The following is a 24,533-nucleotide window of genomic DNA, read 5'->3' on the forward strand; positions in this document are numbered from 1 at the left end:
GGAGACCTTCGCGACATGAACAAGCCTTTCGACGGTCAGGTAGTGGTCATCACCGGCGGCGCCCGGGGCATCGGATTCGCCACCGCGAAACGGCTCGTCAGCCTGGGCGCGACAGTCGCGATCGGCGATATCGATGAAGCCACTCTCGCGCAGGCGGCGAACGATTTGGCCATCCGGACGTTCGGGCGTCTCGACGTCACCGACCCTGCCTCGTTCTTCGACTTCCTCGACACCGTCGAAGGTGAACTCGGCCCGATCGACGTACTGGTCAACAATGCAGGCATCATGCCGGTGGGCCGGATCGTCGACGAGGACGACACCGTCACCAGACGCATCATCGAGATCGACGTCCTCGGCGTGATCACGGGAACCAAGCTCGCGCTGCGCCGGATGCTGCCGCGGGGGCGCGGGCACGTCATCAACATCGCTTCGCTTGCAGGCGAACTCCCGTGCCCCGGTTTGTCGACGTATTGCGGCGCCAAGCATGCGGTCTTGGGATTCACCGATTCGGTTCGCAAGGAAGTTCGTGGCACCGGTGTACACGTCTCGTCCGTACTGCCGACGCTCACCAACACCCAACTCACCTCGGGCACTTCGGGAATGAAGGGATTCCGCGAGGTTCAGCCGGAGGAAATCGCCGAAGCCATAGTCGGTTTGATGACCAAACCCCGACCACGCGTGCGCATTACGCGAGTGTCCGGGCTACTGGTGCAGGCGCAGGGGTTCTTCCCCCGGCGGCCGTACGAGGCATTGAGTCGACTGTTCGGCGTCGAGACACAGTTTCTCGGCGACGTCGACAATGCAGCCCGCGCTGCCTACGAGGAACGGGCCCGCGCCAGCTGATCAGGTCAGCTCGGTTGCAGGCCAGTCGAGCAGCTTGGCGCCCAGTACCGCTGCGTGGAGGGCGAAGCTGTCATTGGGGTCGTTGACGTTCTGGCCGGTGAGTTCACGGATACGGTCCAAGCGGTACGTCACCGCGCGGACCGACAGATGCAGATCACGGGCGGTCTTCGCGGTATTTCCGCCGGCGGAGAAGTACGCGAGCAATGTGTCGATCATCGGCCCTGCGCCGCCGCGCGCCTCGAGCAGCGGTGTGAGCAGGGTGTGGATCAGATCGGTGACCGCCGGCCTGTCGTTGACCAGAACCCGGTAGACCAGCAGGTCACGAGCATCGATGACCCGCGCGTCCAACGACAGGCGTTGCGCCAGGTCGAGTGCGTCGAGCGCTTCCCGGTACGACGCCACCACGCCGGAAGCAGTGGCGCGCGGACGCCCGACCGCGATCTGCCAGGTGCCGTTCAGCGCGCGTCGCTGCAACTGCACGCGGCCGTCGTCGTCGGTTCCGGGTCCGAGAGCCGATCGAATGCCCGCCAGCACGTGATCGACGGCATCGCGGTCCGGCGCCGCGAAAACGACGACAAGTTTTCCGCTCTTGCTGGCAACCAACGCGTCGGCATCGCCTTTGCTGCCCAGGACAGCACGTTCGACGGCCCGCACCAAGGGGTTGTCGTCGGTGAATTCGCGGGCAGCGGTTACCACGGCCACAGCATGCGGCCCGCTGAGGTGGAGTCCGAATCCTGAAGCACGACCCAACAATCCGACGACGTCAGCGCCGCCGGTCAACAGGTCGTCGACGAACTCGCGGCGTGCCGATACCTGCGAGCGGACCAGTGATCGCCTGGCCAACTGAAATCCTTCGGCCAGTTCGGCCACGGCATCGTCGACGGCGCGCAGCATGACTTCACCGGCAGCGACTACGGCAGTCGGATCCGATTGCGCCGCAAGAACAGCGGGGAGTTCACGCCACAGGCGCCAGGCCGAGGAGAGATACAGATCGAGCAGGGCTCGCAGGGCGACACCCTGCTGCGCTGCTTCTTCACCGCGGGCGCGGAAACGATGCAGCTGACGACGCTGCAGCGGTTTTCCTTCACAAACCGCGTCGCTGAGCACGTCGAGGAAGTCACCCAGCAGTTCGACGGGTAGGCCACCGGCATCGTCCGCCCCCGCCGCGGCTACCCGGGAAAGCACTTCTGTGGGCACTCCGGTTGCGTTCACCCCCGCATTCTTCCACCACATGCCGAAAGTGGGCGGACTGTCGTGCCGGAACCGCTAGTCTTCGCCGACCAGGATATGCGCGTAACTCACTCCGCCGGCTCCGATCATCTGCGCGAATCCGACCCGCGCACCGTCGTGCTGACGGACCCCGGACTGCCCACGAATCTGTTGCGTGATCTCGACGAACTGGGAAAGACCGGTAGCTCCACCGGGATGTCCACGGCCGATAAGTCCACCACTGGGACTGACCGCGACACGGCCTCCGATGTGGAAGTCGCCGTCTGCCATCGCGAACGAGGCCTTCCCTTCTGCCGCCAACCCGAGATCCTCGATGTACTGCAGTTCTTCGACGCTGAAGGCCTCGTGAACCTCTACGACGTCGACGCTGTCGGGGCGAATGTCGGCTTGCTCGTAGGCACGGGCGGAGACCCGCTTGGTCACACCGAGATCAGGCATGAACGCGGCAGCCCCGTGCCACTTGTCGGTCTCCGCTACGGCGGCAGCCACTCGGACGACCCGACTGACGTTCGCGAGTCTTCTGCTGGTGATGACGACTGCCGCTGCGCCGTCACCGATCGGGCAGGATTCGACGCGCCGGAGCGGATCCACCAGCATCGGTGCAGCTTTCAACTCGTCCATCGTCAACGCTTTGTTGCGCTGCGCCATGGGATTTCGACTTGCATTGAAGAGGTTCTTCTCCACCACCAGGAGGCTGGTATCGGCCGATTCGCCGTGTCGATGCATGCGGGCCTGCTTCATCAACGCAAACGGAACGGCAGGAACTGCCATTCCGGATACAGAAATCAAGTCCGGTGCACGTTCCCCCTCGGCAGCGCGGCTCATCAAGAGAGCACCGAGGCTTCCGATTCCGACCACCGCAGCGGTTTCCACCTGCCCCGAGGCCACAGCAGCGCGGGCCTGCTCGAAAGCCGCTGTGCCAGTTGCTGATGCGTTCTCCACCGCAACAGCTGGAATGCCGGTCCACGCCATTTCGTGCAGAACCAGCGGAGCGGACGACATTCCGGTACCGACTGCACCGACCACGAGCAGGCCGATTTCAGCCCAGTCCAAACCGGAATCCTCGAGGGCCGCGTTCAACGCCTGTCCCCCCTGAACGTGCGGCAGTGTCGTCGTTTTGGAGACGAACGGCGTCATTCCGACACCCGAGATGTATACCTCACGCATCGCGCGACTCCTTTTCGAAACCGTATGTCGTGAACAGTGCGTCTTCCGTGCTCGCAGTGCGGGGAACAACGGAAACCACATCGCCGATTCGAACGGGACCTGTACTGACTCCCAGAATTTCGATGTCGGCGTCACCGATACGCACCTGCGCGATGGTCACGGGAGGTTGCACTCCGGCAATCGGAAACGCTGCAGTGCAATGCGATAAGACGGTCCCGGACTCTGCCAGTTCGATCTGCGACGCTGGGGCGTAGCACTTGGCGCAACGCTCACGGCAGGGGAAGCTGATGTTCTCGCACCGACTGCACTGCGAAGCCAGCAGTCTGATGCTCGTGCCTTCACACCGCAGGGCGGCATTGTCGAATGAAGGGTGCATTATTCGTCTGTCCTTTCGTCAGACTCGTCGAGCCTGATCAGCCCAGTAGAGTTCCCGGAGATCCTTCTTGAGGACCTTCCCGTTGACGCTGCGCGGGAGTCGTTCGACGAAGTCGATTCGCTTCGGAGCGCGGACGCCTCCGAGCTTGTTGCGACACAGGGCAATCAGTTCGTCGGCGCCTACTTCTGCGCCTTCGTTGAGCTCGACGACAGCGGTGACGGCCTCGCCCCATTCCGGGTCCGGGATGCCGATGACGGCGCAGTCCTGAACAGCGGGGTGCGACCAGATCACCTGCTCGACCTCTGCCGGAAAGACGTTGAATCCGCCCGAGATGATCATGTCTTTCTTGCGGTCGGTGAGCGTCAGGAAGCCTTCGTTGTCGAGGTATCCGATGTCGCCGGTGTGGAGCCAACCGTCACGTATGGTGTCGGCAGTCGCCTCGGGGTTGTCGTAGTACCCCTTCATGACCAAGTCGCCGCGTACGCAGATTTCGCCACGCTCACCATTCGGAAGCGCATTGTCTTCGTCGTCGCGGATTTCGACTCTGATCAACGGCGACGGCCGACCGCAAGACAGCAATCGGGCGTCGTCAGCGATCTCGCCGTCGACAAAGTGCTGCTCGGGGCGCAGGAAGCTGATGGAGCCGGGGGCTTCTGTCTGGCCGAAGCATTCGATCATCACCGGACCCAGAACCTTCAAGCACTTGCGCAGCTTCTCGGCCGACATCGGGGCAGAACCGTAGAGGAAGTAGCGCAGCGACGTGAGGTCGTACTTCGCAAGGTCGGGGTGTTCGATCAACCGGTAGATCACGGTGGGCGGCAGGAATAGGTCGGTGACGTTGTATCGGTCGATCGAATCGAGCAGGGTCTCCGGATCCGGCCGCTTCAGCACGACGACGGCGCCGCCGCGGGCAGTTGCCGGCAGGGTCAGCATTCCGGCGGAGTGCGTCATGGGAGCGGCCGCGAGGTTGACCACCTTCTCGTCGGCGCGATAGTGCATGGCAAGCATCAGCTGCGCAACACACATCGAGAAGCTGCGGTGGGTGTTCATCACACCCTTGGGAGCCCCCGTCGTGCCACCGGTCGGTGAAATCATCGCAACGGAATCCTGTGGAACGTCCACCGTCGGCCTCGTCGCCGGTACGACGCCGAGCCAGTCCGCCAACGCAACGGCGTACCCACTAGTGCCTTCGACAGAGCCACCCTCGAGACAGATGTACTGGATGCGGTCACCGACTGCACCGTGAATCTCGTCTACAGCTGCGGCGAGCGCAGGGTGATAGAAGAGAATCTCGCAATCGAACTGGTTGATGAATCCGATGCTGTCCGTGATCGGACTGTTCGGATTGAGAGGCACCCAGGTTCCACCGGCACGCCAGGCAGCGATGACGCACAACCACGCTGCGGGATCATTGGGCGCGAGAACGCCGATCTTGGTTTCCGGCTTCATTCCGTCTCGCAGCAACGCGTTAGCGACACGACAGGACAGCGAACCCGCTTCTTCGAACGTCCAGTCGACGTCACCGTGACGATATGCGATGGCGGCGGGATCGACGCTCCACCCTTGGTCGAAGAAATCGGAGAGGGCCATGGGAAACCATTCCTTCCCTCCTGCGGGCCGCAGCGTCCCAGGAAGTTGTCAGTAACTGTTTACATCTCGGTGAAACGTAAGCTCCCCCCAGCCAACCTGTCAACCATCAATGATGGCAAAACCGTTGCACAACAACACAATCCAGCCAACAGCCAAACAGGCTCAGCAGATCACCCCGTCTCGTACGCTAAACCATACGCCATTAGTTTTACCGACGGCGTACGCATTGACCATTTAACCGAACTGCGTTAGATTAACCAATGTGACTTGAGGCACACCGATTCAGTTCCCACACGAAAACTGCTGCTGGTGAACAACATCCGAGCGCACATTCCAAGCCACACCCGCAACCACCCCTTCCGACTAAGGAGCACGATGGCTTCAGCACGCGAACTGATCGATGCGTCTCCGCTCAGCAGACTCCAAATACGGGTAATCCTTCTGTGCACGCTGGTCAACATGGCCGAGGGATACGACATCCTTTCGATGTCACTCGCCATCCTGCCGATCACGGACGACTGGGGGATATCCGGCACCCAGTCCGGCATGCTTTTCAGCGCCGGCCTCATCGGCATGGCAGTCGGCTCGATCGCCTTGGGACCGGTCGGAGACCGATACGGGCGCCGCCCCCTCCTGATCGGTTCGCTGGTAGTCATCACAGTCGGTCTTCTACTATCCGCAGCCAGCGGGGACGTCACACAACTTGCGCTTGCGCGCCTGCTGGCCGGCGTCGGTATGGGCGGCATCATCCCGAGTTCGCCGATCATCGTCGGCGAGTACGCACCTGCACGCAAGCGCTCGACGCTCATCGCACTGTTCGCGATCGGCATTCCCCTCGGGGGTGTACTCGGCGGCGCCGGAGCAGCGGTGCTGATGTCGACCTACGGCTGGCACTCCGCATTCCTGCTCGGCGCGGTCGTCACGGCGACAATGGCGGGTGTGGCCTATTTCGGAATCCCCGAATCACCGGACTTCCTCGCAGCCAAGGGAACCGAGTCGTCGCGAAAGAAGCTGGACGAACTGATCTCCAAGATGAAACTGACCGGAGTCCCGGCTACGGGTAGTCACACGACACCCGCGCGGCGGTCACCGAACGTCTCCGGATCTGCGCACCTGAAGTCCTGGGCCCTGGCGACGACATGCATCGTCTTCGGCCTGGTCAACATCGCATACTTCTTCGGCAATACCTGGACACCGAAACTTCTCAAGCTTGCCGGCATGTCCAACAACGCCGGAATCAGTGGTGGACTGATGTTCTCGCTCGGAGGCGCGCTCGGAACTCTGGTCTTCGCCGGGCTGGCCCTTCGATTCGCCTCGATGTGGATCACGATGGGCTTCATCCTCGCCGGATCGCTACTGTTCGGCGTCCTCGCTCTGGTCTCGACTCAACTCAGCCCCGCGCTGGTGGCGTCAGCTCTGCTCGGGCTGTGTATGACCGCGGCCTACACCGGCCTGTACGTCATGGTGCCGATCCTCTTCCGCCCCGAAGCACGTGTCTCCGCTCTCGGAATCGCAGCGGGACTCGGCCGCATCGGAAGTATCGTGACGCCGTTGGGGATCGGTCTACTCGTCGACCGTTCGTGGACGACGGAATCCATCTTCTTCCTCTTCGTCGTACCGACCCTGCTCGCCGCCGCAACGATCGCGTACGCACAGATTCGCAATACCAGGGAATCAGTCGCCCTTGCCGTCGACGGCGAAAAGGCATCTGTACCTGCCGCTTGATCAGATCGAGTTGTCCACTTGGTCGGCGTGAAGAACCCCGTAGAGGAAACTTCGCATCATCTGTTCGTACAACTGCCTGGGCGTACGTTGATTCGACTTCAGTGCGGCGTCGAGGACCGGGTGGGCAATTCGATCTACGTTGGCAAAAACGGCGGAACGCTTGGCCTCGGGCCTCATCGCCTCCGTGAGGGTGACACCCAAGGTCAGCTTCTCGAGGCCGTCGAGGATCTGAACATGCAGCCGCACAGGAACTCCCGAACTCTCGAGGTAGTCTGCTGCCGCCTCGAACATGTCAGTCACGAGGTCTCTCGGAAGAAACTGCAACATCACCGGCGCGGCATTACGGTGTCGCAGAATCACATCCCGAAAGTTCAAGCCGTACGCGACAACCCAATCTTGCCAATCGCCCGACGCGGGTTGACGCGGAATCCTGGTCTCGAACACGATTGCTCGCGCAACCTCCGTCAAAATCTCGTTCTTGTCGGAGAAATGGTGATACAACGACGGAGCTTTGACGTCGAGGTACTTGGCCAGACGCGGAAGACTGAAAGCGTCCAAGCCCTCGGCATCGATAATCGAGATTGCCGCGGCAACTGCGGCGGTTCGGCTGATCAACGGTTTCGACGGTCGAGCCATGTCGCTCTTCACTCCTGATTTGCTCGGCGTCCGAAGATCGTACAAGCACCGATCGAAAGGTCAGGAAAGGCGCATCGAACCCGTGTCGATGTACCGCTGATGGAACGAGAAGGCCTCGCCCAGGAGGTGCGGAGTCTGCCCCGCACCCGGCTGAGCGTCGGCGCGAGCGATGTAATCGTGAAGTAGTGGCCGGAACTCCGGGTGAGCACAGTTGTCGACGATCAGGCGCGCGCGTCGCCGCGGAGACAGACCTCGCAGATCCGCCAATCCCTGCTCGGTGACAAGCACCTGGGTGTCGTGCTCGGTGTGATCGACGTGCGGGACCATCGGCACGATCGCCGAGATCTCACCGCCGCGGGCCGTCGACGGGCTCAGGAACATGGACACGTAGCCGTTGCGGGCGAAGTCTCCCGAGCCGCCGATTCCGTTCATGATCTTCGTCCCCATGACGTGCGTCGAGTTCACATTGCCGTAGATGTCGGCCTCGAGCATGCCGTTCATGGCGATGATTCCGAGTCTGCGCACCACCTCGGGGTGGTTGCTGATCTCCTGCGGTCGCAGCGTGATGTGATTGCGATAGAAGTCGATGTTCGCAGTCAGTTCCTCGATGCCTTCTTCGGTGAGCGCCAAAGCCGTCGACGACGCATGCGCGACGGTTCCGTCTTTGATGAGCTTCAGCATCCCGTCCTGGATGACCTCGGAGTAGCAGGTCAACCCTCGGTACGGACCGCGATCGAGACCTCCGAGCACCGCGTTGGCGACATTGCCGATGCCCGCCTGCAGCGGTAGCAACGTATCGGCAGGCATCCGTCCGGCACGAACCTCGAAGTCGAAGAATTCCAGGACGTGGCCGGCGATCGCCTCACTGACGGCGTCAGGCGCGGTGAGTGGGCTCGCACTGTCACGGCAGTTGGTCTCGACAACGGCCACAACCTTCGCGGGATCCACCCGGAACGTGGTCTGGCCGATCCGGTCCTCGACACGAATAATCTCGAGCGGCTTGCGATGCGGCGGCAACGCGGTGCCGTAATAGACGTCGTGAATACCTTCCATCGCCTCGGGGACCCATGAGTTGACTTCGAGGATGACCCTGTCGGCTACGTCGAGCCACGTCTTGTTGTTGCCGATCGACGCGGAGGGAATCAGTTCACCCGATTCGGTGATACCCGCGACCTCGACCACAGCGACGTCGACATTGCCGTAGTAGCCCTCCCACACCTGCTGAGCCACGTGGGATAGATGGATGTCCACGTAGTCCATGCGCCCGTCGTTGATCCGGCGACGTGCGGTGGCCTCGGACTGATACGGCATGCGCAGCGCGATTCCGTCGACCTCCGCGAGCAGTCTCTCGGTCTCGGTGGACACCGAAGCGCCGGTGAGGAGATTGATCGTGAAGTTCGATCCGTTGCCGCGGGTCTGGTGAATGCGCTCGGCGAGAGCCGGGATCACAACCTTGGGTGTACCGGCACTGGCGAAACCACTGATCGCGACGGTGTCACCCGGATGAATGAACTTCACCGCGTCGGCCGCGGACATCACCTTCGACGCAAAGGCTGTGGCGCGAATGCGGTTGGAGTTGGCTTTGTGTCCGGTCTCACCGAGGGATGAACTCACGCCACCAGGATAAACAGGGCACGTCGAAGCGATTTACGGGGATAAGCCAGACAGAATCGCTTCGACGTGCTATGCGCTGAGATCAGCTGACGACCCCGTAAGCGCCTTCGCCTACCAAGCTCGCGATCCGATACTTCTGGATCTTGCCCGACCCTGTCAGTGGAAACGCCTCCGCACTGAACCACTCCTTGGGTGCCTTGTGGCGAGCCAGTCGTTCGGTGCAGAATTCGACCAGTTCAGCGGCGGTCGGTTGGTCGGACTCGTCCTTCCACCGGATCACGGCGACGACCCGCTCACCCCACACCTCGTCGGGGACACCGACAACCGCGACGTCCAGAATCTTCGGGTGCGTGAAGATCACGGACTCGACCTCACGCGGATAGATGTTCTCCCCGCCGCGGATGATCATGTCCTTGAGGCGGCCGGTCACCCGGACGTATCCACGTTGATCCATCGTTCCCAGGTCACCGGTATGCAACCAACCGTCCTCGTCGACCGTGGCGGCCGAGGCCTCCGGATTGCGGAAGTACTCGGTCATGACGAGGTACCCGCGAGCACAGATCTCGCCTTGTTCGCCGAGCGGGGCGCTGTCCCCGGTCACGACGTCGGAGATCTTCACCTCGACCTGAGGCAACGCGAGGCCGACCGTCTCCGACTTGTCTTCGGGCCTGTCCGCCGGACTGGTTTGTGTGATCACGGGGCTGGCCTCGGTTTGTCCGTAGACGATGCTGAATCCCGCACCGAAGGCCGACTCCACCGTGCTGACGAGTTCGGGCGGCACCGACGATCCACCGGACACGACCACCGAGCAGGCCGAGAAATCGCGGCCGGCGAAGGAGGCGTCGTTGATCATGGCGATCAGCATCGTCGGCACTCCACTGACCACGTCGGCGTGAAAGCGTTCCGCCGCATCGAGAACCGCAGTCGGATCGAAGTACTGGATCAGGCCGATGGACATTCTTCGCTGTGCGGCGCCGAGAACCAGGATGCCGCACCCGGCGGTGTGGAACAGCGGCATGGCCGAGACCACCGAACCTCGTTCGGGGAATTTGCCTCGCCGACTGACGAAATCGGCATTGTTGACCAAACCTCGGTGGTGCAGCAGTGCCCCCTTGGGCGCGCCGGTGGTCCCCGACGTGTACTGGATCTGCGCATTGTCGTCAGGAGAGACTTCGGGCAGTACGCCCCGTTCGCCCGCCCAACCTCGAACCTGACGATCCCAATCCTCGAAGTTGACTGCGAGAACTTCCTCTCCCGAAATCGAAATCGCCTCGGATGCAACGGCCGCCATATCGCCGCCGCGGAACTTTCCGGTGTGGAAGAGCCCGCGAGACTGGGATTGTGACAAGACGTACGCCAGCTCCTCCGCACCCAACGCAGGATTGGCGGTCACCAGAACCATCCCGGCGAGCGCAGCGCCGTATTGCAGAATCATCCATTCCGGAACGTTCGGTGCCCAAACGGTGATCCGGTCGCCGCGGTCGAACTGCGACAAGAGGTAGTGCGCACATCCCTCCGCTTCCGCCAGAAGTTCGGCGAAGGTCCAGGTGCGATCTGTTTCAGCGGCCCCGGACAGCGAATGCGATTGCGCCGGAACCACTTCTCTGATTGCTGTCAGGTTCGGCGAGTCCGCGGCGCACTCTCGCAGCAGCCCACCCACCGTTTGTTCCGCAATCGGGTCCGACACGTCAGCAGGGAAGTACGACGTTTCGAGAACACTGCTCATCTCACATCCACTTTCTATCGAGGAGGGGTGTCGGATGCGGGGAGCGGCCCGCCTCCGTCTGGAATCTTGCGGCCGGAATCGCGGTACTGCACCGCGGCATGGAATCCGTCACGTTCGGCAAAATCCTTGAACCAGCGCCCTTCCGGAGAGTGACGCGTGATTCCGTCGAACAGGGTTGCCAGCACCTGGGTGCCCTGCAATCCCATGTTGTCGTACGCCTGATTGATCATCATCTTCTGCATTGCCAATTGATTGAGCGGGACACCGGCGATGCGATCCGCCAAGGCCTCCACCGCAGCGTCCAATTCGTCGGCGGGCACCGATTCGAGTGCCAACCCCCAATCGGCGGCGGTGACACCGTCAATGGTGTCTCCCGTCAACAACATTCGCTTGGCACGTTGGGCCCCGAGGCGGTACACCCACATCGCTGTTGTCGGGCAACCCCAGACACGCGCGGGTGGATACCCGATGCGGGCGTCGTCGGCCATGATCAGCATGTCGCAGGACAGCGCGATGTCACTCCCGCCGGCGATCGCGTATCCCTGGACCTTGCAGATCGTCGGCTTGAGCGATCGCCAGAGCGTGAAGAAGTCGTCGGTATTCTGCTTCATCCCGCGAAAGTCCTTGATGGGATCCCACACCGGGCCCTGGTTCCACTTTCCGTCGAGATCGCCCTCGGCAAACTTCTTGAGGTCGTATCCGGCACAAAACGCCGTACCCGCACCTTGCAAGATGATCACGCGAACATCGTCGTCGTCATTGGCCGCTGCCACCGCATGCCGAATGTCCGACGGCATGCGGTCGTCGATCGCGTTGAGCCGGTCGGGGCGGTTGAGCGTGATATATGCCTTACCGCTCGAGGTCTCGTATTTCAGAGTCGCAAAATCCGTCATCTTCGGTCCTGTCGACAGAGCGCACCTCGATCGAAACGAGTTGCGCTAGTTCTGGGTGAGGAGCAGGCGAACGACGCCTGCCCATTGACTGATCGAACGACGCGCAGATGCGTCGCTCTTCTGCACTGCCCGGGACAGCGCCAAACCACGGAGCATCAGCACCGTCAGATCTGCAATCTGCGAATAGTTCTCGGAAGCAACAATTTCGGGCCCGAACGCGTCGTGGACAACTCGCCGTAGATCCCGTCCGGCGATTCGCTCCGATTCCCGGAGTACCTCCGCCAAGACCGGCTCCGTGCGAGCCGCCGACCACAGTTCGAGTTCCGCTTGAAACGGCGGCTGAGTCAACGCCGAATACAGAGCGGAGATCGAGTTCTCGATCGTGTCCACCGACGAATCCTGCCGAGACATGGCAACTCGTACCGCCGCCTCGTTCCGCACGACGATGTTCGACACCAACGCCGCAGTGAGCTCCTGCATGTTCGGAAAGTGGTGCAGCAGAGCGCCACGACTGACTCCGGCAGCGGTTTGCACCGACTGCGTCGTCAGCGACGAATACCCGTCCGCTATCAATAAATCCGTTGCCGCATCGAGAATCCGGTGGCGCGTCGCTTCGCGCTGCGCATCGCGCAGGGTCACGGTCTCACCTCCAACTTCCCGAGTGGCATGGCTCACAGTTTCACAGTCCATTCAGACTGTCAACGGTCGAAACCTCCGGCGTACCCTCGATGCACCCGTCCTTCGGATTGATCGGAGCAACAAGTGAGGACCTCACCGCCGACCGTCTCGCTGACGCTCGACCAACTTGCTTCGCGCGCTGCTTCCCTGATCACCGACGACGGCCCGAGAATCCTCGGCATCACGGGCGCACCGGGAGCCGGAAAATCGACGGCATCACAGGCAATTGTGCGGAGATTGGGTTCTCGTTGCGCCATCGTCGAGATGGACGGTTTCCATCTTGCCAATCGGGAACTCGACAGACTCGGCAGGCGTGAACGCAAAGGCGCACCGGACACCTTCGACGTCGGCGGGTACGCGGCTCTACTACGCCGACTCCAAGCCTCGAACTCGACGGTCTACGCTCCCGTCTTCGATCGCGAGTTCGACGAATCGATAGGCAGCACAACGGCCGTCGATCCACGTACACCGCTGATAGTCACCGAGGGGAACTATCTCCTCCTGCCGAGTGGTGGATGGCCGGAGGTGCGAGCAGCACTCGACGAGGTCTGGTATCTCGACGTTCCGGAAGCAACACGCACGAAGCGATTGGTGAAACGCCACAGCCGCTTCGGAAAGAGTTCCGAAGCGGCTGCAGAGTGGGTGAAACGGGTAGATCAACCGAACGCCGAATTGATCAGCGGAGTCAGGTCACGCGCGGATCTGATCATCAGAATCGAACGGTCCGAGCGTCAGTGATGTCAGCCGAAAACCTGAGAACCGCCGCCGGTTCCGAGAAAGGTTGCCAGCCTGGCGACTCCGGCGATTCCGCCGAATATCGCCGCTAAGGCACCAGCGACGGCGATAACGCTGTCGAGCGCTTTGAGATCGGTGTCGGATGAACCCATGGCAGTCTCCTGGAGTCAGAATTCAACAGCTTGCAGATCCCCGAGTCACGACGACGGCCACCGGCCCGCAGCGCGGACAGGTGGCCGTCGTTGCGTATTGCCGAGGAGTCAGGCTCCCGTCACATGCATGACGTGCTTGACCCTCGTGTACTCCGCCAATGCAAATTCGGACAGGTCCTTGCCGTACCCCGAACTTCCGAATCCTCCGTGGGGCATCTCCGCCGTCAGCGTTCCGTGCGTACCCACCCAGACGCAGCCGAAATCCAGTTCTGCCGTCATTCTCATCGCAGTTCCATGGTCGGCGGTCCATACGCTCGAGGCCAGCGCATACTTCGTCCCGTTCGCAAGCTCGATCGCTTCGGCTTCAGTGGAGAAAGCTTGGACGGTGACGACCGGCCCGAAGAGTTCCTCCTGAACCAACTCGTCGTCCTGCTCGACCCCGGAGATTACCGTCGGTAGGTAGAAAAACCCAGGTCCTGCAGGTTTCCCTCCGCCAATACGTACGCTCGTATTGATCGATCGCCGGTTGACCATTTCCGCCACCCGGTCACGATGGGCTCGACTGACGAGAGGGCCGAGGCGATCAACCGCGTCAGGACCTCCCAATCGCAAGTCAGCCACCGCCGCAGTCAACCTCGCGGTGAACTCCTCCACGATCGGGTCTTGCACCAGAATCCTGGTCGCAGCAGTGCAGTCTTGACCGCTGTTGTAAAAGGCGCCGGCAACGATCCCCGCAACTGCGCCGTCGAGGTCCGCGTCGGCGAAAACAACAGCGGGGGCCTTGCCCCCGAGTTCCAGATGCAGAAGTTTCGTGTCCTCCGCCGCAGCTTTGGCCACCGCAACACCCGCCCTCGTCGACCCCGTCAGTGCAATCATTCGGGGCACTGGATGAGCAACAAGCGCGGCGCCCGTATCGCGATCACCGCACACCACGTTGAGCACTCCGGGCGGATAGATCTGTGCAGCAAGCACACCCAGCATCACCGCGGTTTCCGGAGTCTCCTCGGCCGGCTTGAGCACGAGAGTGTTCCCGGTTGCGAGTGCCGGCGCGATCTTCCAGACCGCCATCATCAACGGATAGTTCCACGGTGCGATCGAACCGACCACACCGATCGGTTCACGCCTGACATACGATGTCGCGCCCTCGGCGTACTCCATTGCGGCTGCACCGGGCAGCGAACGGGCAATGCCCGCAAAATACCGCAGGAAGTCGACACACTGAGGAATCTCGTCGTTCCGGACTTGCGCCAAAGGTTTTCCCGTACTACGACATTCGACCTCCAGAAAATACTTCGCGTTCGATTCCAGTGCGTCCGCGAGCGCAAGCAGCAACTCTTGACGTTGCGCCGGCGTCGAACGACGCCACTTCCTCGAAGCCGCCGCCGAGGACCGGCAAGCCCGATCGACCACGTCTGCCGCACCGACGGCCGCACGCGCGTACACGTCACCGGTCACAGGATTCACCAGTTCGGACTGATGCCCAACCGGTGTCTCACAGACTCCGTCGATGACGTGGCCGAAGACCTCGACGCTCATGGTCGAGGCAACACTCACGAGCGTGCTCCCGGCAGTGCGATGAAATACTTCTTGGACGGCTCGACGGTTTCCCAGACTCCGCGGAACGACTTCGGAACGAAAAACGCATCACCGGATGTGAATTCGCGACGGTTTCCGTCGAGGTCGATCAGCGCCACCCGGCCGCTGATCATGATGCAGACCTCGTCGTACGGGTAAGGATCACACAAGAGCGTCCCGGGTTCACCTTCCCAACCGCCGCCGAAGTATTCACCGTTCGAATCCCCGAACGACCGCCATTCGGATTCCGACCAGTTCGGGCTCGCATCGTCACCCCACTCCGGGACGAACCGCGTCCCCAATCCTGGCCCGAATGTTCGAATGTCGTTGACACTCATGTCAGTTTTCCTTCGTGTTGGAGCTCGAAATTTGTGCAGCAAACAGATTCAGTACGTTCGTGGTTATTTGCTCGGTGAAGGGATCGTGATGGATCAATCCGTTCACCCATTCGGTGGAACCAGCGTTGAATACCGTCCCGAGACCTCGCTTGTGACAGGCAACCATTCCCGATCCGTATTCGAGGTCACGAAGATGCTCGGGAGGCTCACTGCCGTAAAAGCATTCGATGATTCCCTGCACCTCGGCAAAGGGCGCACCGATCGGGACCGCCCCGTTCCATTTGTCCCGTGAACCGGTCACCGCCGGTGCCATCGCGATGATCTCCAGGTCCTCGGGGGCACCGTCGACTCCGGTCGCATAGGGCTGCCCCTTGCGGAACGTGAAGTCCACGCCGTCCATCTCGAAACCGGCCACACACATCGGCGCGCTTCCGAAGTTGTCTCCGTAGTACAGATCCGTTCCGTTCAGCGCCCAATGGTCAGGCCGGTACACCGTGAACCCACCGGAAGACCTGGGAGTTGTTGCTCCGTAACGACTGTAAACACCGGCCATGCCGGTCAAACCCATCGTCCACGCTCCCGGCCGGTCGATCTCGGGCGAATCCCATGCTGTCGTCACCCGCGTCGGATCGACTTCTCGCATCGGATCTTCGAACGGATTCTTGTAGCAGACCTGTGCGTCACCTTCGATGCGTACCTGCCACAGGAAGTTACCGCCGAATCGCGCCAGACCACCCCCCTCTTCGACGAAGGCGTCGATACGATCACGCATTTCCCACGACCAGTACTCGTCGTGGCCGACGATGACCGCACATGAGTATCCCTGCAGCGCTGAAGGATCCTCGTGCAGATCGTGTTGGGTGATGTGGTGGACGAGGAATGCCTGCTCTTCCGCCCACACCGTGAACGGGCGTTCGTACGTGGCCCAGAAGGCGTCCGCATGGTGACGCGAGTAGCCGTTCACCCACGCCCATTCGTACGGTGGGTGACGCGGAATCCATCCGATTCCCGGTGTGTCGGTGTGAATGTTGCGCGCTGCACCCTCAGGTTTGCGCAGCATCCCCCGCGCAACGGGACGTTGCGTCGAGGAAATCGGTGTCGGCACATCTCCGGAGCCGTCCGGAACGCCCCGGTAGTGGTTGGCCCCACCCCAGTCGTTGTAGGCCAACATCGTGCTGGTGGTGTGAATGAGAACGAAGTCGGCAGGCTCTGGTTCGCGCGCCTTGACGACGAAGAAGCCCTCCCGCTCGACAACCACACCTTCGTGGCGTATGCGCACCAGGACCAAATACATCCCCGACGCCCAGTTCGGCGCAACGGTGACGGCAACGGACTCAGACCAATCGCAACCGACTGCATAGGCGTCGTCGGGCGTGAGCTGTTGTTTGCCCGGCAAACCGAGGTATTTGACGATGCTCTGTGGACGTGCGCCGTCGCGCACCACCTCGAGGTCGTATTCGTCTGCTGTGGTGTGAACTCGAAGAGAGACGGTTTCACCGGCGAAGTACGAGAACTTGTCGGCGTACACCCAGATTTCCGGCTCTCCTGGAACCGATCCCGGCCGTTCGACCAAACCGCCGGGGACCGACCATGCGTATTCGCTCATGCTGACAACACCTCGATCGAGTGGTTACGAACCCACAGGCTCCGAATGACACCTACCGCGAAAGCAGCGATCAGTGGCGCCACGAACAGCAGATTCTGACCCGCGGTCAATCCAGTCATGGTGCCCATGTTCACTTGCAGGAATCCGAGAGCCACGACGAGTGCAACGGCAGCGAGCGAGGGTGCGATCAGCCTCTGCCACAACCCTTCTCCCCGAGCTCCTGTCGAGAAGAATCGGACCACGGCAATCGAGGTCAGGATCTGCAGAGCAAGTACGGCGATGATGGTGGGGGTATTCGTCCACAGAACAACCTCCGTGTACGGATCTGCCGGGGTCAACGCAAATCCTGCGATCGCGACGAATACCAGAACGCCCTGGACGATTCCGGCGACGCTGGGCGTACCGGTCGTCGGTGACACCTTTGCCAGAACCACGGGAAAGATTCGCGCTCGGCCCATGGCCAGTAGATAGCGACTACACGCGTTATGGAGTGCCAGGCACCCCGCGAAAAAGCTTGTCACGATGAGCAGGTGCATGACGTTCGTCATCGCTTCGCCGGCGAATTCACTGTTGAGGTCGAAGATCAGTTCCGAAGGATCATCGCCGAGGAAGTCGACCATCCGACTCGGTCCCACGGCTTGCACGATCACCCAGGCGCAGAAGGAATAGACAACTGCCAGGATGATCACCGCCGTGTACGTCGCGCGGGAGACAGTGCGCTTGGAATCGACGACCTCCTCGCTGTAGATCGCCGTTTGCTCGAAACCGACGAACGACGTGAATGTCAGAACGAAGACGCTGGCCAAGCCGGCGGTCAGGAAGGTCGACGGCGAGAAACTGGTCAGTGAGAGCCCTTCGTGTCCGCCTTTGACCAAGACCGCGATGCAGAAGACGGCGAGCACACCGAGCTCGAGTGCCATCAGCACTGCGAGAACCTTGGCACCGATGTCCACCCGGTTGTATCCCACGACAGCGACCAGAACGGCGATTGTCAGTGCACATGCGTAGACGGGCACGGATATGTCGAACAGACTGTCCAAGGTGGCCGACGTGAAGATGCCGCAGGCGACGACGAACCCGATCTGGCCACCGAGGTATCCGATGTAAGCCACTACGGAGGATCCCGCGCCGACGATCGCGCCGAGCCCTTCGGTGATGTAGGCGAAGAAGGCGCCTGCGCCTCGGATATGCCTGCTCATAGCGGTGAATCCGACCGCGAACAGCAGATAGATGATTCCCGGAATGATGTAGCCGACCGGAAGTGCAGCGCCAGCGGTCATCAGTCCGAGCGGCGCGAAGCCGGCCAAAATGGTCAGCGGAGCTGCGGCGGCGATGACGAAGAAGACCAGGTGTCTGCTGTTGATCGTCCCCTTACGAAGCCCCGGAGTATGTCCGGGCGGATGTGGGTCGGGAGCTGTGCCCACCCTTCGTGGGGCGGTGTTGTCGGTCATGGAGTGACTCCGTGCGTTATCGCAATTATGCGCTTGGACTGGAACGAGGGCGCCATGTGTGTCCAGGAAATTCATTCGGCGTTCGACTGGCGTTCCATGAGCGTGCCGAATCGTTTCAGCAGTGTCAATAGCTGCGGTGAAACGATTCGGCAATTGCCTTTCTTCAGACAACCGTCCACCAACTGCAGCAGCGCCCGATGTTCGAGCGTTACCCTTGGGTAGAAACCGACCGGCGAGTAGAGGAACGACCCCGATGTCCATGCCGAACACTCCGACGCTTCGCGATGTCGCGAGCGCCGCCGGCGTCGCGGTGTCAACGGTCTCCTATGCGCTCAACGGCAAGGGCCGAGTCGACGCGGCCACGCGAGCTCGAGTTCAAGAGGTTGCCGACCGCCTGGGATACCGGGCCAATCGCTCGGCACAGAATCTTCGAACCGGCCGTACCGCCACCCTGGGGCTCATGCTCCCCGCTCCCGACCAACTGTCATCGGCCGAGTACCTCAATTTCGACTGGTACGGGCGCGTGGCTACCGCCGCGACCCAGGCCGCATTCCACGGCGATCACTCGCTCCTGCTGCTGCCGTCGATGAAAGATCCGAATGGACTACGCCGCATCGAGATGGACGGCGTGCTGGTCGTGGACCCGATGACGCACGACCCACGTGTCGACGTCTTGAAGAAAATCGGAATCCCCGCTGTCGCAGTCGGTCCCGGAAACCCCGACCAGTTCGAATGGAGCATCTCACCCGATCTCGTCGCCACTACCGAAACGCTCTTGAACCACCTCACCGAACAGGGTGCGACGGACATACTCATCCTCAACCCCGGCATGGGTTCGGCATGGACCCGGGCAACGAACACCGCATACCTCGAGTGGTGCCGGACGCACGGAGTGACGCCCCGCGCCGCCGATGAACCGACGCCGTTCGAGGGCGTCGATACCGTCGAAAAAATGGTCGCCACGGCGTACGCATTGACCCACGAAGCCTTGACGTCCGAAAATCCACCCGACGCGATCCTGTCGGTCATCCTCGGTTGCGCCCCCGCAGCCGCGAGGGCAGCACTCGACCTCGGGCTGTCGATCCCCGGAAATGTCTTGATTGCGCAGGACAGCGACGAACCCGCTCTGCTGACCGCCGACCCCCCGATCACTGCGGTCGATTTCTTCCCGGAAGAGCAAGCTACATTGGCTGTCAGTGCGCTACTGGCCCTGATCGACGGCGACGTACCCGCTGTTCAGAGCCACACTCGCAGTGAACTACGCGTACGAGCAAGTACGGCCCGTTCGCTCACACCATAAATTCACCTGGCACCGATAGACTGATTTCCGAACAATCATCCGTCGCTCGCCGAGAGGAATCAGGTCATCGCGCACCGCTCCCGCGACCGCTTGGCCGGGTATCTCGCCGTAGTGCTCGTCTGTGTACTCGCCCTCCTCGCATCCGTCAGCAGCGCAACCGGCCTCGACCGCAACGTCGCTCCGGTGCGCATCGCATACTCCGCCGCCGCAGACACTTTCGGTGATCTGTATCTTCCAGCCGGGTCGGAGGACGATCTGCCGGTCGTCGTATTGATCCACGGCGGCGGCTGGGCGCAGAAGAGCAATCTCGAGTACGCGGGTGCGTGGGCAAAAACGCTGACCCCCTACGGAATTGCGGTCTGGAACATCGAATACAGACGCGTGGGTGGACAGGGCGGTTGGCCGACGACGCTGTCCGATACCGTTGCGGCTACCAACGCTCTGGCCGACATCGTGCAGGAAAAGGCTTCCGGGCGACTGGATTTGAGCCGTGTACATATCGCCGGATACTCCGCGGGTGGGCAACTGGCCGCCTGGGTGGCGTCGCGTTCACAACAGGGTGCAGATGCTCCGGAACCCGACCTGACCGTGCCGGTTCGCTCGGCGACGATCATGGCCGGCGTCTTCGACATGACGCTCGCCGCAACCGCGGGCAAAGATCGTTTTGTTCGAAATCTTCTGGGCGGCATGCCTACCGATCATCCTGATCGCTACCGCATCGCATCACCGATCGAACACCTCCCCACCGGCCTCCCTGTCACAGCGATCCACGGGCTCGGAGACAAGGTCGTGTCGATCGAACAGAGTCGGCGCTACGCCCGTGCAGCCCGAGCAGCAGGCGACGTGGTCGACCTGATCGAACTACCCGGCGTCGGCCACGGCGAATTCGGCAACCCGACAAGCGACGCCTGGGCTATCACCAAGCAAGCAATAATCGACCACGTAAACACTCCCTGAGCAGGTGAAACCGCCTACTGTGAGCACGATCGCCCGCAAAAGGATTAGCTGAAACCAACTCCATGACGTACGGTGGGGTTATCAGAGGGCAGCCGTCAGTCAGGCAGCCGGTCGCTTCGCCCGGGACAACAGTTCCAGTATTCGTTCCAGGGGCAGACTTCCAGTTCGGTGCAAACCCGCGCCTTTGATCACTACGCACTTTCATCAGTCCCGCAGATTGTTGACCAGGCCGAAGACTCCGACGGAGTCCGCCGCCAATCGCGTACCGACTGCACCAGTATCAACATGCGCTACACACCGCACGGGCCCAAAACCCATGCGGTTCAAAGGAATACCTTGATCAACACCATGATTCACCCCAACGACACGAACAACCAGGCGAACGGCAACTCGACGAACGGTCTTCGGATCCCGACTACTTCGGGCCGGATCCGCGAGCGCGCCATCGAAATCGTCTGCACCCTCTACCGTTGCAGCACCGACGAAGCCGCCGAGCTGTTGGTCCGACATTCTCAGACCAACAACCTCAAGGTCACCAGCCTGATCAAAGCGCTTGTCGCCCTGATCGACGAGGACACGTCCGGCACCGGCTATGGAAGCAACAACGCGCTGGCGTCTCACTTCTGGCTGCGTGAGATCAGAAATCTCAGCCAGGCGCACCGCCGCAGCGATCATTTTCATCGCCATCTCGTCGGCGCGTAACAGGCACTGAACGACAACTGACCTGAAACGACAGCTGGGGCAGTACACGGAAATCGTGTACTGCCCCAGCTTCGTGTTTTCAGTTGTCAGGCAGAAGCCGATTCCTTGTTCAGGCCCTGCGGGTTCTGGTTCTGCGGAACGCCGTCGGTATCGGTCGCTTCGTCCACGTGCTGCGGAGCGAAGAGCAGGCAGACGATGCTCAGGATGCACATGCCGATCAGCAGTGCGATGACCGGCCAGATGCTGCCGGTTGCCTTGTACATCAGCGTCGACACCAGCGGGGACAGTCCGCCGAAGATCGCGCCTGCACCCTGGTACGCCAACGAGATGCTCGTGTAACGAGCCTGCGGCTTGAACATCTGCGACAGTACGGCGGCGATCGGACCGTACGTGGCCGCCAGCACCAGTCGCATGACAGCGAAGGTCAGGAAGATCAGGAACACGGATCCGGACTTCAGCACCAGGAACTGCGGCGCTGCGAGTATTGCGACCGCAGCAAGACCCCAGATGACGACGCGGACGCGTCCCACCTTGTCGCCTAGCCACGCCACTCCGAGAGTCGCGATCAACTCGACCACGGCAGCAACACTGAGCGCGTTGAGAATCAACGTCTCGGACAAACCGACATCGGGATCGGTTGCGTACGCCGTGATGAACGTCGTCACGAGGTAGTAGCCGCCGACTGCGACGGGCAGAATGCCGATGCCCAGGATGATCGGGCGCCAGTTTGTCACCAGCGCGTACTTGAGCGGCAGCATTTCCGGTACGTCCGCGGACTTCACCTCGGACTCGAACACCGGAGACTCTTCGACCTTGAGGCGAACGACCAAGCCCACCAGAATCAGCAGCGCAGAGCAGAGGAACGGCAGACGCCAAGCCCACTCGCGCAGAGCGTCGTCGCCGAAGGTGGAGAGAATGCTGAAGAAACCGGTGGCCAGAAGCGCACCCGCAGGATTGCCGAGCTGGGCGAAACCGCCGTAGAAAGTCTTCTTGTCCTCGGGAGCATGCTCGACGGCCATCAGGACCGCGCCGCCCCATTCGCCACCGACGGCGAAGCCCTGGACGAAACGGAGCAGAACCAGCAGCAGCGGCGCCCAGAACCCGATCGACGCGTAAGTGGGCAACATGCCGATGAGGAAGGTGCCTGCACCCATCAGCGTCAGCGTGACGACGAGTGCGGTGCGCCTGCCCATCTTGTCACCGACATGGCCGAACACGATTCCGCCGAGCGGGCGAGCGAAGAACCCGACGGCGTACGTCGCGAACGCCGCCGCAACACCGGTCAGGCGATCGGTTCCGGGCGGGAAGAAGATGTCACCGAACACCAGGGCGGCTGCCGTGGCATATACGTAGAAGTCGTACCACTCGATAGTTGTACCGACGAAGGCTGCGAATCCCGCCTTGCGGGCCTTCACGATCTGTTGCTCTCGGTTCATTACTTTTCCTCGGTGGTCGAAGTGCTCGACAATAGGTGGTTATGACCTGAATGTGCGAGTTCGCCGTCGATCCAGGTCTCCCTGACCTCGATCTGCGCAATCGCGTCGGCCGGAACCTCGAGGGGATCCGCGCCCAGAATGACGAAGTCGGCCCGCTTGCCGACCGAGATGCTGCCCAGCTCTGCTTCACGGCCCAGCGCACGCGCACCGTTGAGCGTGTGAGCCTGCAATGCCTGGTCGGCGGTGATGCGGAGTGCATCGGAGCCGAGCTGATGGCCCTGACGCGTCACACGAGTCACGGCTGCCTGAATTGCTTCGAGCGGCTTGGGCTCGGCGACGGGGGCGTCGGAGCTGATGGTCACCGGAACCTCGGCAGCGATGAACTCGCCGAGGGGGTTGAACCGCTCACCCGGAGTACCGATCGCAGCAGTGACGCCCTCGCCCCAGTTGTAGTAGTGCTGCGGCTGGTTCACCGGGTAGACGCCGGCCAGGTTCATCCGGGCGATCTGCTCGGCAGTCGGGAGACCGCAGTGCTCGATGCGGTGACGAGCGTCGGCGTCGGGGTGAGCCTTCTGCGCAGCTTCGATGGCATCGAGCACCATGTCGATGGCGGTCGGAGACTGAGCGTGCGTGGCGGTCTGCAGACCCACCGAGTGCGCCTTGGCAATCAGATCCGAGTAATCCGCCGGCTCGTGATAGAGCTGCCCGGTGCGGCACGGGTCGCCGACGTAACCGTCGGGGAAGTATGCAGTCCAGCCGCCGAGAGTGCCGTCGGCGTAGAACTTGATGCCGCCGAACGCGAGCCGCGAATTGCCGAAGGCGCCGTGCATTCCCGTGTCGATGACATGATCGAGGAGGTGGCTGAGCATGTACATGCTGACGCGGGTCTTGAGCTGATCCTGCTCGGCCAGACGCAGGTACATGTCGAATTCACGACGGGTCACCTGGCAGTCGCCGATGGTGGTGACGCCGCCGGCCAGGAACTTGTCCTGAGCGACCGAGAGCTGACGAAGGTGTTCTTCGGGCTCGTCCTCGAGATGGAAGTTGGGTCCGTGATGACCGACCTTCACTCCGTTGACGCCGGTGAGGATGTTGCACGCGGCGTCGGAGAGCTCACCGGTGAGTTCACCGTCTGCATCTCGGAAGAACTCGCCACCGGCCGGATTCTCGGTGCTCGCGTCAATGCCGTGCTTGTCGAAAGTGAAGGAGTTGACGACGCCGCCGTGACCGCTCGCGTTCATGAGGTAGACCTCGCGATCGGTGGCCACCTGATCGAGCTCTTCCTTGAGTGGATGGCGCCCTTCGATCAGGTTGCGGTGCTCGTAGCCGTAGCCGCGAATCGGGACACCCGCAGGAGCCGTGAGCGCCGCTTCCTGAAGTAGCGCAATGATTCCGGGGATGGAATGTGCCTTCTCCGGCCCACAGTCCACCCAGCTGAGCATCTGCCCGTACATCAACGGGTGTGCATGCGGATCGACGAAGCCGGGGACGACGGTGGCGCCGTCGAGTTCGACCACCGCGGTCGTGCGAGTGCTCAGCCGACGCGCCTCGGTGCGGCATTCCTCGAGTGTTCCCACCGCGGCAAAGCGGTTTCCGAACACCAGGAACGCTTCAGCGCCTGCCGTGTTGTCGTCAACGGTGTGGATCTTGGCACCGGTGAAGATCGTGCCGGTGGCGTCGAGAGGCGAGGCTTCGTGCGTGTGCAACTTGCGCATGGTGGTCCTTCGTCGAGATGGTGGTGCAGGTCACTGCGTGTTGAGCGAAAACTACGCCCTGACCTGGCGCTATGCAATGCATCAAAGT

The 24,533-nt window shown here is 61.8% G+C and carries 22 protein-coding genes; 6 read left to right on the forward strand and 16 right to left on the reverse strand.

Annotated features, from left to right (window positions below; all coding sequences use genetic code 11):
* The first annotated feature begins 15 nt into the window (after positions 1-15).
* Entirely contained in the window at positions 16-843 is an 828-nt protein-coding gene (locus G8767_RS08355; protein ID WP_095972363.1) for an SDR family oxidoreductase, read from the forward strand.
* Here the strand turns inward: G8767_RS08355 and G8767_RS08360 are convergent, their stop codons facing one another.
* The 4 genes from G8767_RS08360 to G8767_RS08375 form a co-directional block, all read right to left on the reverse strand.
* On the reverse strand, positions 844-2,055 hold the full coding sequence (locus G8767_RS08360) for a PucR family transcriptional regulator (RefSeq protein WP_095972389.1): 1,212 nt from the start codon (positions 2,053-2,055) through the stop codon (positions 844-846).
* Between the two features lie 54 nt (positions 2,056-2,109).
* Positions 2,110-3,240: a thiolase family protein gene (locus G8767_RS08365; RefSeq protein WP_166809844.1), complete on the reverse strand. Its 1,131-nt coding sequence runs from the start codon at positions 3,238-3,240 to the stop codon at positions 2,110-2,112.
* Positions 3,233-3,400, reverse strand: a complete 168-nt coding sequence (locus tag G8767_RS08370; protein WP_166809845.1) for a hypothetical protein — start codon at positions 3,398-3,400, stop codon at positions 3,233-3,235. The genes G8767_RS08365 and G8767_RS08370 overlap by 8 nt, the downstream gene beginning before the upstream one ends.
* Positions 3,401-3,634: 234 nt before the next feature.
* Positions 3,635-5,206 (reverse strand): AMP-binding protein, encoded by a 1,572-nt coding sequence (locus tag G8767_RS08375; RefSeq protein ID WP_166809846.1) that lies wholly within the window; start codon positions 5,204-5,206, stop codon positions 3,635-3,637.
* 375 nt (positions 5,207-5,581) lie between these two features.
* Between G8767_RS08375 and G8767_RS08380 the strand changes: the two genes are divergently transcribed.
* The gene (locus tag G8767_RS08380; RefSeq protein ID WP_166809847.1) at positions 5,582-6,931 is read left to right on the forward strand and encodes an MFS transporter; all 1,350 of its coding nucleotides are present in this window, start codon (positions 5,582-5,584) and stop codon (positions 6,929-6,931) included.
* Here G8767_RS08380 and G8767_RS08385 read toward each other — a convergent pair whose 3' ends face one another.
* The 5 genes from G8767_RS08385 to G8767_RS08405 form a co-directional block, all read right to left on the reverse strand.
* On the reverse strand, positions 6,932-7,567 hold the full coding sequence (locus G8767_RS08385; RefSeq protein ID WP_095972388.1) for a TetR family transcriptional regulator: 636 nt from the start codon (positions 7,565-7,567) through the stop codon (positions 6,932-6,934).
* 60 nt (positions 7,568-7,627) lie between these two features.
* Positions 7,628-9,181 carry an acetyl-CoA hydrolase/transferase family protein gene (locus tag G8767_RS08390; protein ID WP_166809848.1) on the reverse strand — a complete coding sequence of 518 codons (1,554 nt, stop codon included), beginning with the start codon at positions 9,179-9,181 and terminating at the stop codon, positions 7,628-7,630.
* Between the two features lie 82 nt (positions 9,182-9,263).
* Complete coding sequence (locus G8767_RS08395; RefSeq protein ID WP_166809849.1) at positions 9,264-10,907, reverse strand: AMP-binding protein; 1,644 nt, start codon at positions 10,905-10,907, stop codon at positions 9,264-9,266.
* Positions 10,908-10,921: 14 nt separating this feature from the next.
* Positions 10,922-11,800: a crotonase/enoyl-CoA hydratase family protein gene (locus tag G8767_RS08400; protein WP_095972357.1), complete on the reverse strand. Its 879-nt coding sequence runs from the start codon at positions 11,798-11,800 to the stop codon at positions 10,922-10,924.
* A 45-nt stretch (positions 11,801-11,845) separates the two neighbouring features.
* Positions 11,846-12,439, reverse strand: coding sequence for a TetR/AcrR family transcriptional regulator (locus G8767_RS08405; RefSeq protein ID WP_166809850.1), 594 nt, complete (start codon positions 12,437-12,439; stop codon positions 11,846-11,848).
* A gap of 123 nt (positions 12,440-12,562) precedes the next feature.
* Between G8767_RS08405 and G8767_RS08410 the strand changes: the two genes are divergently transcribed.
* The gene (locus G8767_RS08410) at positions 12,563-13,216 is read left to right on the forward strand and encodes a nucleoside/nucleotide kinase family protein (protein ID WP_166809851.1); all 654 of its coding nucleotides are present in this window, start codon (positions 12,563-12,565) and stop codon (positions 13,214-13,216) included.
* Between the two features lie 2 nt (positions 13,217-13,218).
* On the opposite strand, the gene G8767_RS08415 is transcribed toward G8767_RS08410, so the two are convergent.
* The 5 genes from G8767_RS08415 to G8767_RS08435 all read right to left on the reverse strand — a co-directional run bounded on the left by G8767_RS08415 (position 13,219) and on the right by G8767_RS08435 (position 18,335).
* Positions 13,219-13,365 carry a hypothetical protein gene (locus G8767_RS08415; RefSeq protein WP_166809852.1) on the reverse strand — a complete coding sequence of 49 codons (147 nt, stop codon included), beginning with the start codon at positions 13,363-13,365 and terminating at the stop codon, positions 13,219-13,221.
* A 108-nt stretch (positions 13,366-13,473) separates the two neighbouring features.
* Positions 13,474-14,919: an aminobutyraldehyde dehydrogenase gene (locus G8767_RS08420; protein WP_346842965.1), complete on the reverse strand. Its 1,446-nt coding sequence runs from the start codon at positions 14,917-14,919 to the stop codon at positions 13,474-13,476.
* The gene (locus G8767_RS08425) at positions 14,916-15,278 is read right to left on the reverse strand and encodes a cupin domain-containing protein (protein ID WP_124568035.1); all 363 of its coding nucleotides are present in this window, start codon (positions 15,276-15,278) and stop codon (positions 14,916-14,918) included. The genes G8767_RS08420 and G8767_RS08425 overlap by 4 nt, the downstream gene beginning before the upstream one ends.
* Position 15,279: 1 nt before the next feature.
* On the reverse strand, positions 15,280-16,884 hold the full coding sequence (locus tag G8767_RS08430) for a N,N-dimethylformamidase beta subunit family domain-containing protein (protein ID WP_166809853.1): 1,605 nt from the start codon (positions 16,882-16,884) through the stop codon (positions 15,280-15,282).
* Positions 16,881-18,335 (reverse strand): APC family permease, encoded by a 1,455-nt coding sequence (locus G8767_RS08435; RefSeq protein ID WP_166809854.1) that lies wholly within the window; start codon positions 18,333-18,335, stop codon positions 16,881-16,883. The genes G8767_RS08430 and G8767_RS08435 overlap by 4 nt, the downstream gene beginning before the upstream one ends.
* Before the next feature lie 253 nt (positions 18,336-18,588).
* On the opposite strand from G8767_RS08435, the gene G8767_RS08440 reads away from it, so the two are divergent.
* The 3 genes from G8767_RS08440 to G8767_RS08450 all read left to right on the forward strand — a co-directional run bounded on the left by G8767_RS08440 (position 18,589) and on the right by G8767_RS08450 (position 21,294).
* Positions 18,589-19,635, forward strand: coding sequence for a LacI family DNA-binding transcriptional regulator (locus tag G8767_RS08440; protein WP_124568032.1), 1,047 nt, complete (start codon positions 18,589-18,591; stop codon positions 19,633-19,635).
* Between the two features lie 90 nt (positions 19,636-19,725).
* The gene (locus tag G8767_RS08445; protein WP_206029119.1) at positions 19,726-20,592 is read left to right on the forward strand and encodes an alpha/beta hydrolase; all 867 of its coding nucleotides are present in this window, start codon (positions 19,726-19,728) and stop codon (positions 20,590-20,592) included.
* A 168-nt stretch (positions 20,593-20,760) separates the two neighbouring features.
* The gene (locus G8767_RS08450) at positions 20,761-21,294 is read left to right on the forward strand and encodes an ANTAR domain-containing protein (RefSeq protein WP_232508961.1); all 534 of its coding nucleotides are present in this window, start codon (positions 20,761-20,763) and stop codon (positions 21,292-21,294) included.
* A gap of 86 nt (positions 21,295-21,380) precedes the next feature.
* On the opposite strand, the gene G8767_RS08455 is transcribed toward G8767_RS08450, so the two are convergent.
* Entirely contained in the window at positions 21,381-22,730 is a 1,350-nt protein-coding gene (locus tag G8767_RS08455) for an MFS transporter (RefSeq protein ID WP_166809855.1), read from the reverse strand.
* Positions 22,730-24,445: an amidohydrolase gene (locus tag G8767_RS08460; RefSeq protein ID WP_003942831.1), complete on the reverse strand. Its 1,716-nt coding sequence runs from the start codon at positions 24,443-24,445 to the stop codon at positions 22,730-22,732. Before G8767_RS08460 ends, G8767_RS08455 begins: the two co-directional genes overlap by 1 nt.
* Positions 24,446-24,533 lie beyond the last annotated feature (88 nt).

Origin of the sequence: Rhodococcus sp. IC4_135 (assembly GCF_011602025.1) — a bacterium.
Taxonomy (GTDB): Bacteria; Actinomycetota; Actinomycetes; order Mycobacteriales; family Mycobacteriaceae; genus Rhodococcus_F; species Rhodococcus_F baikonurensis.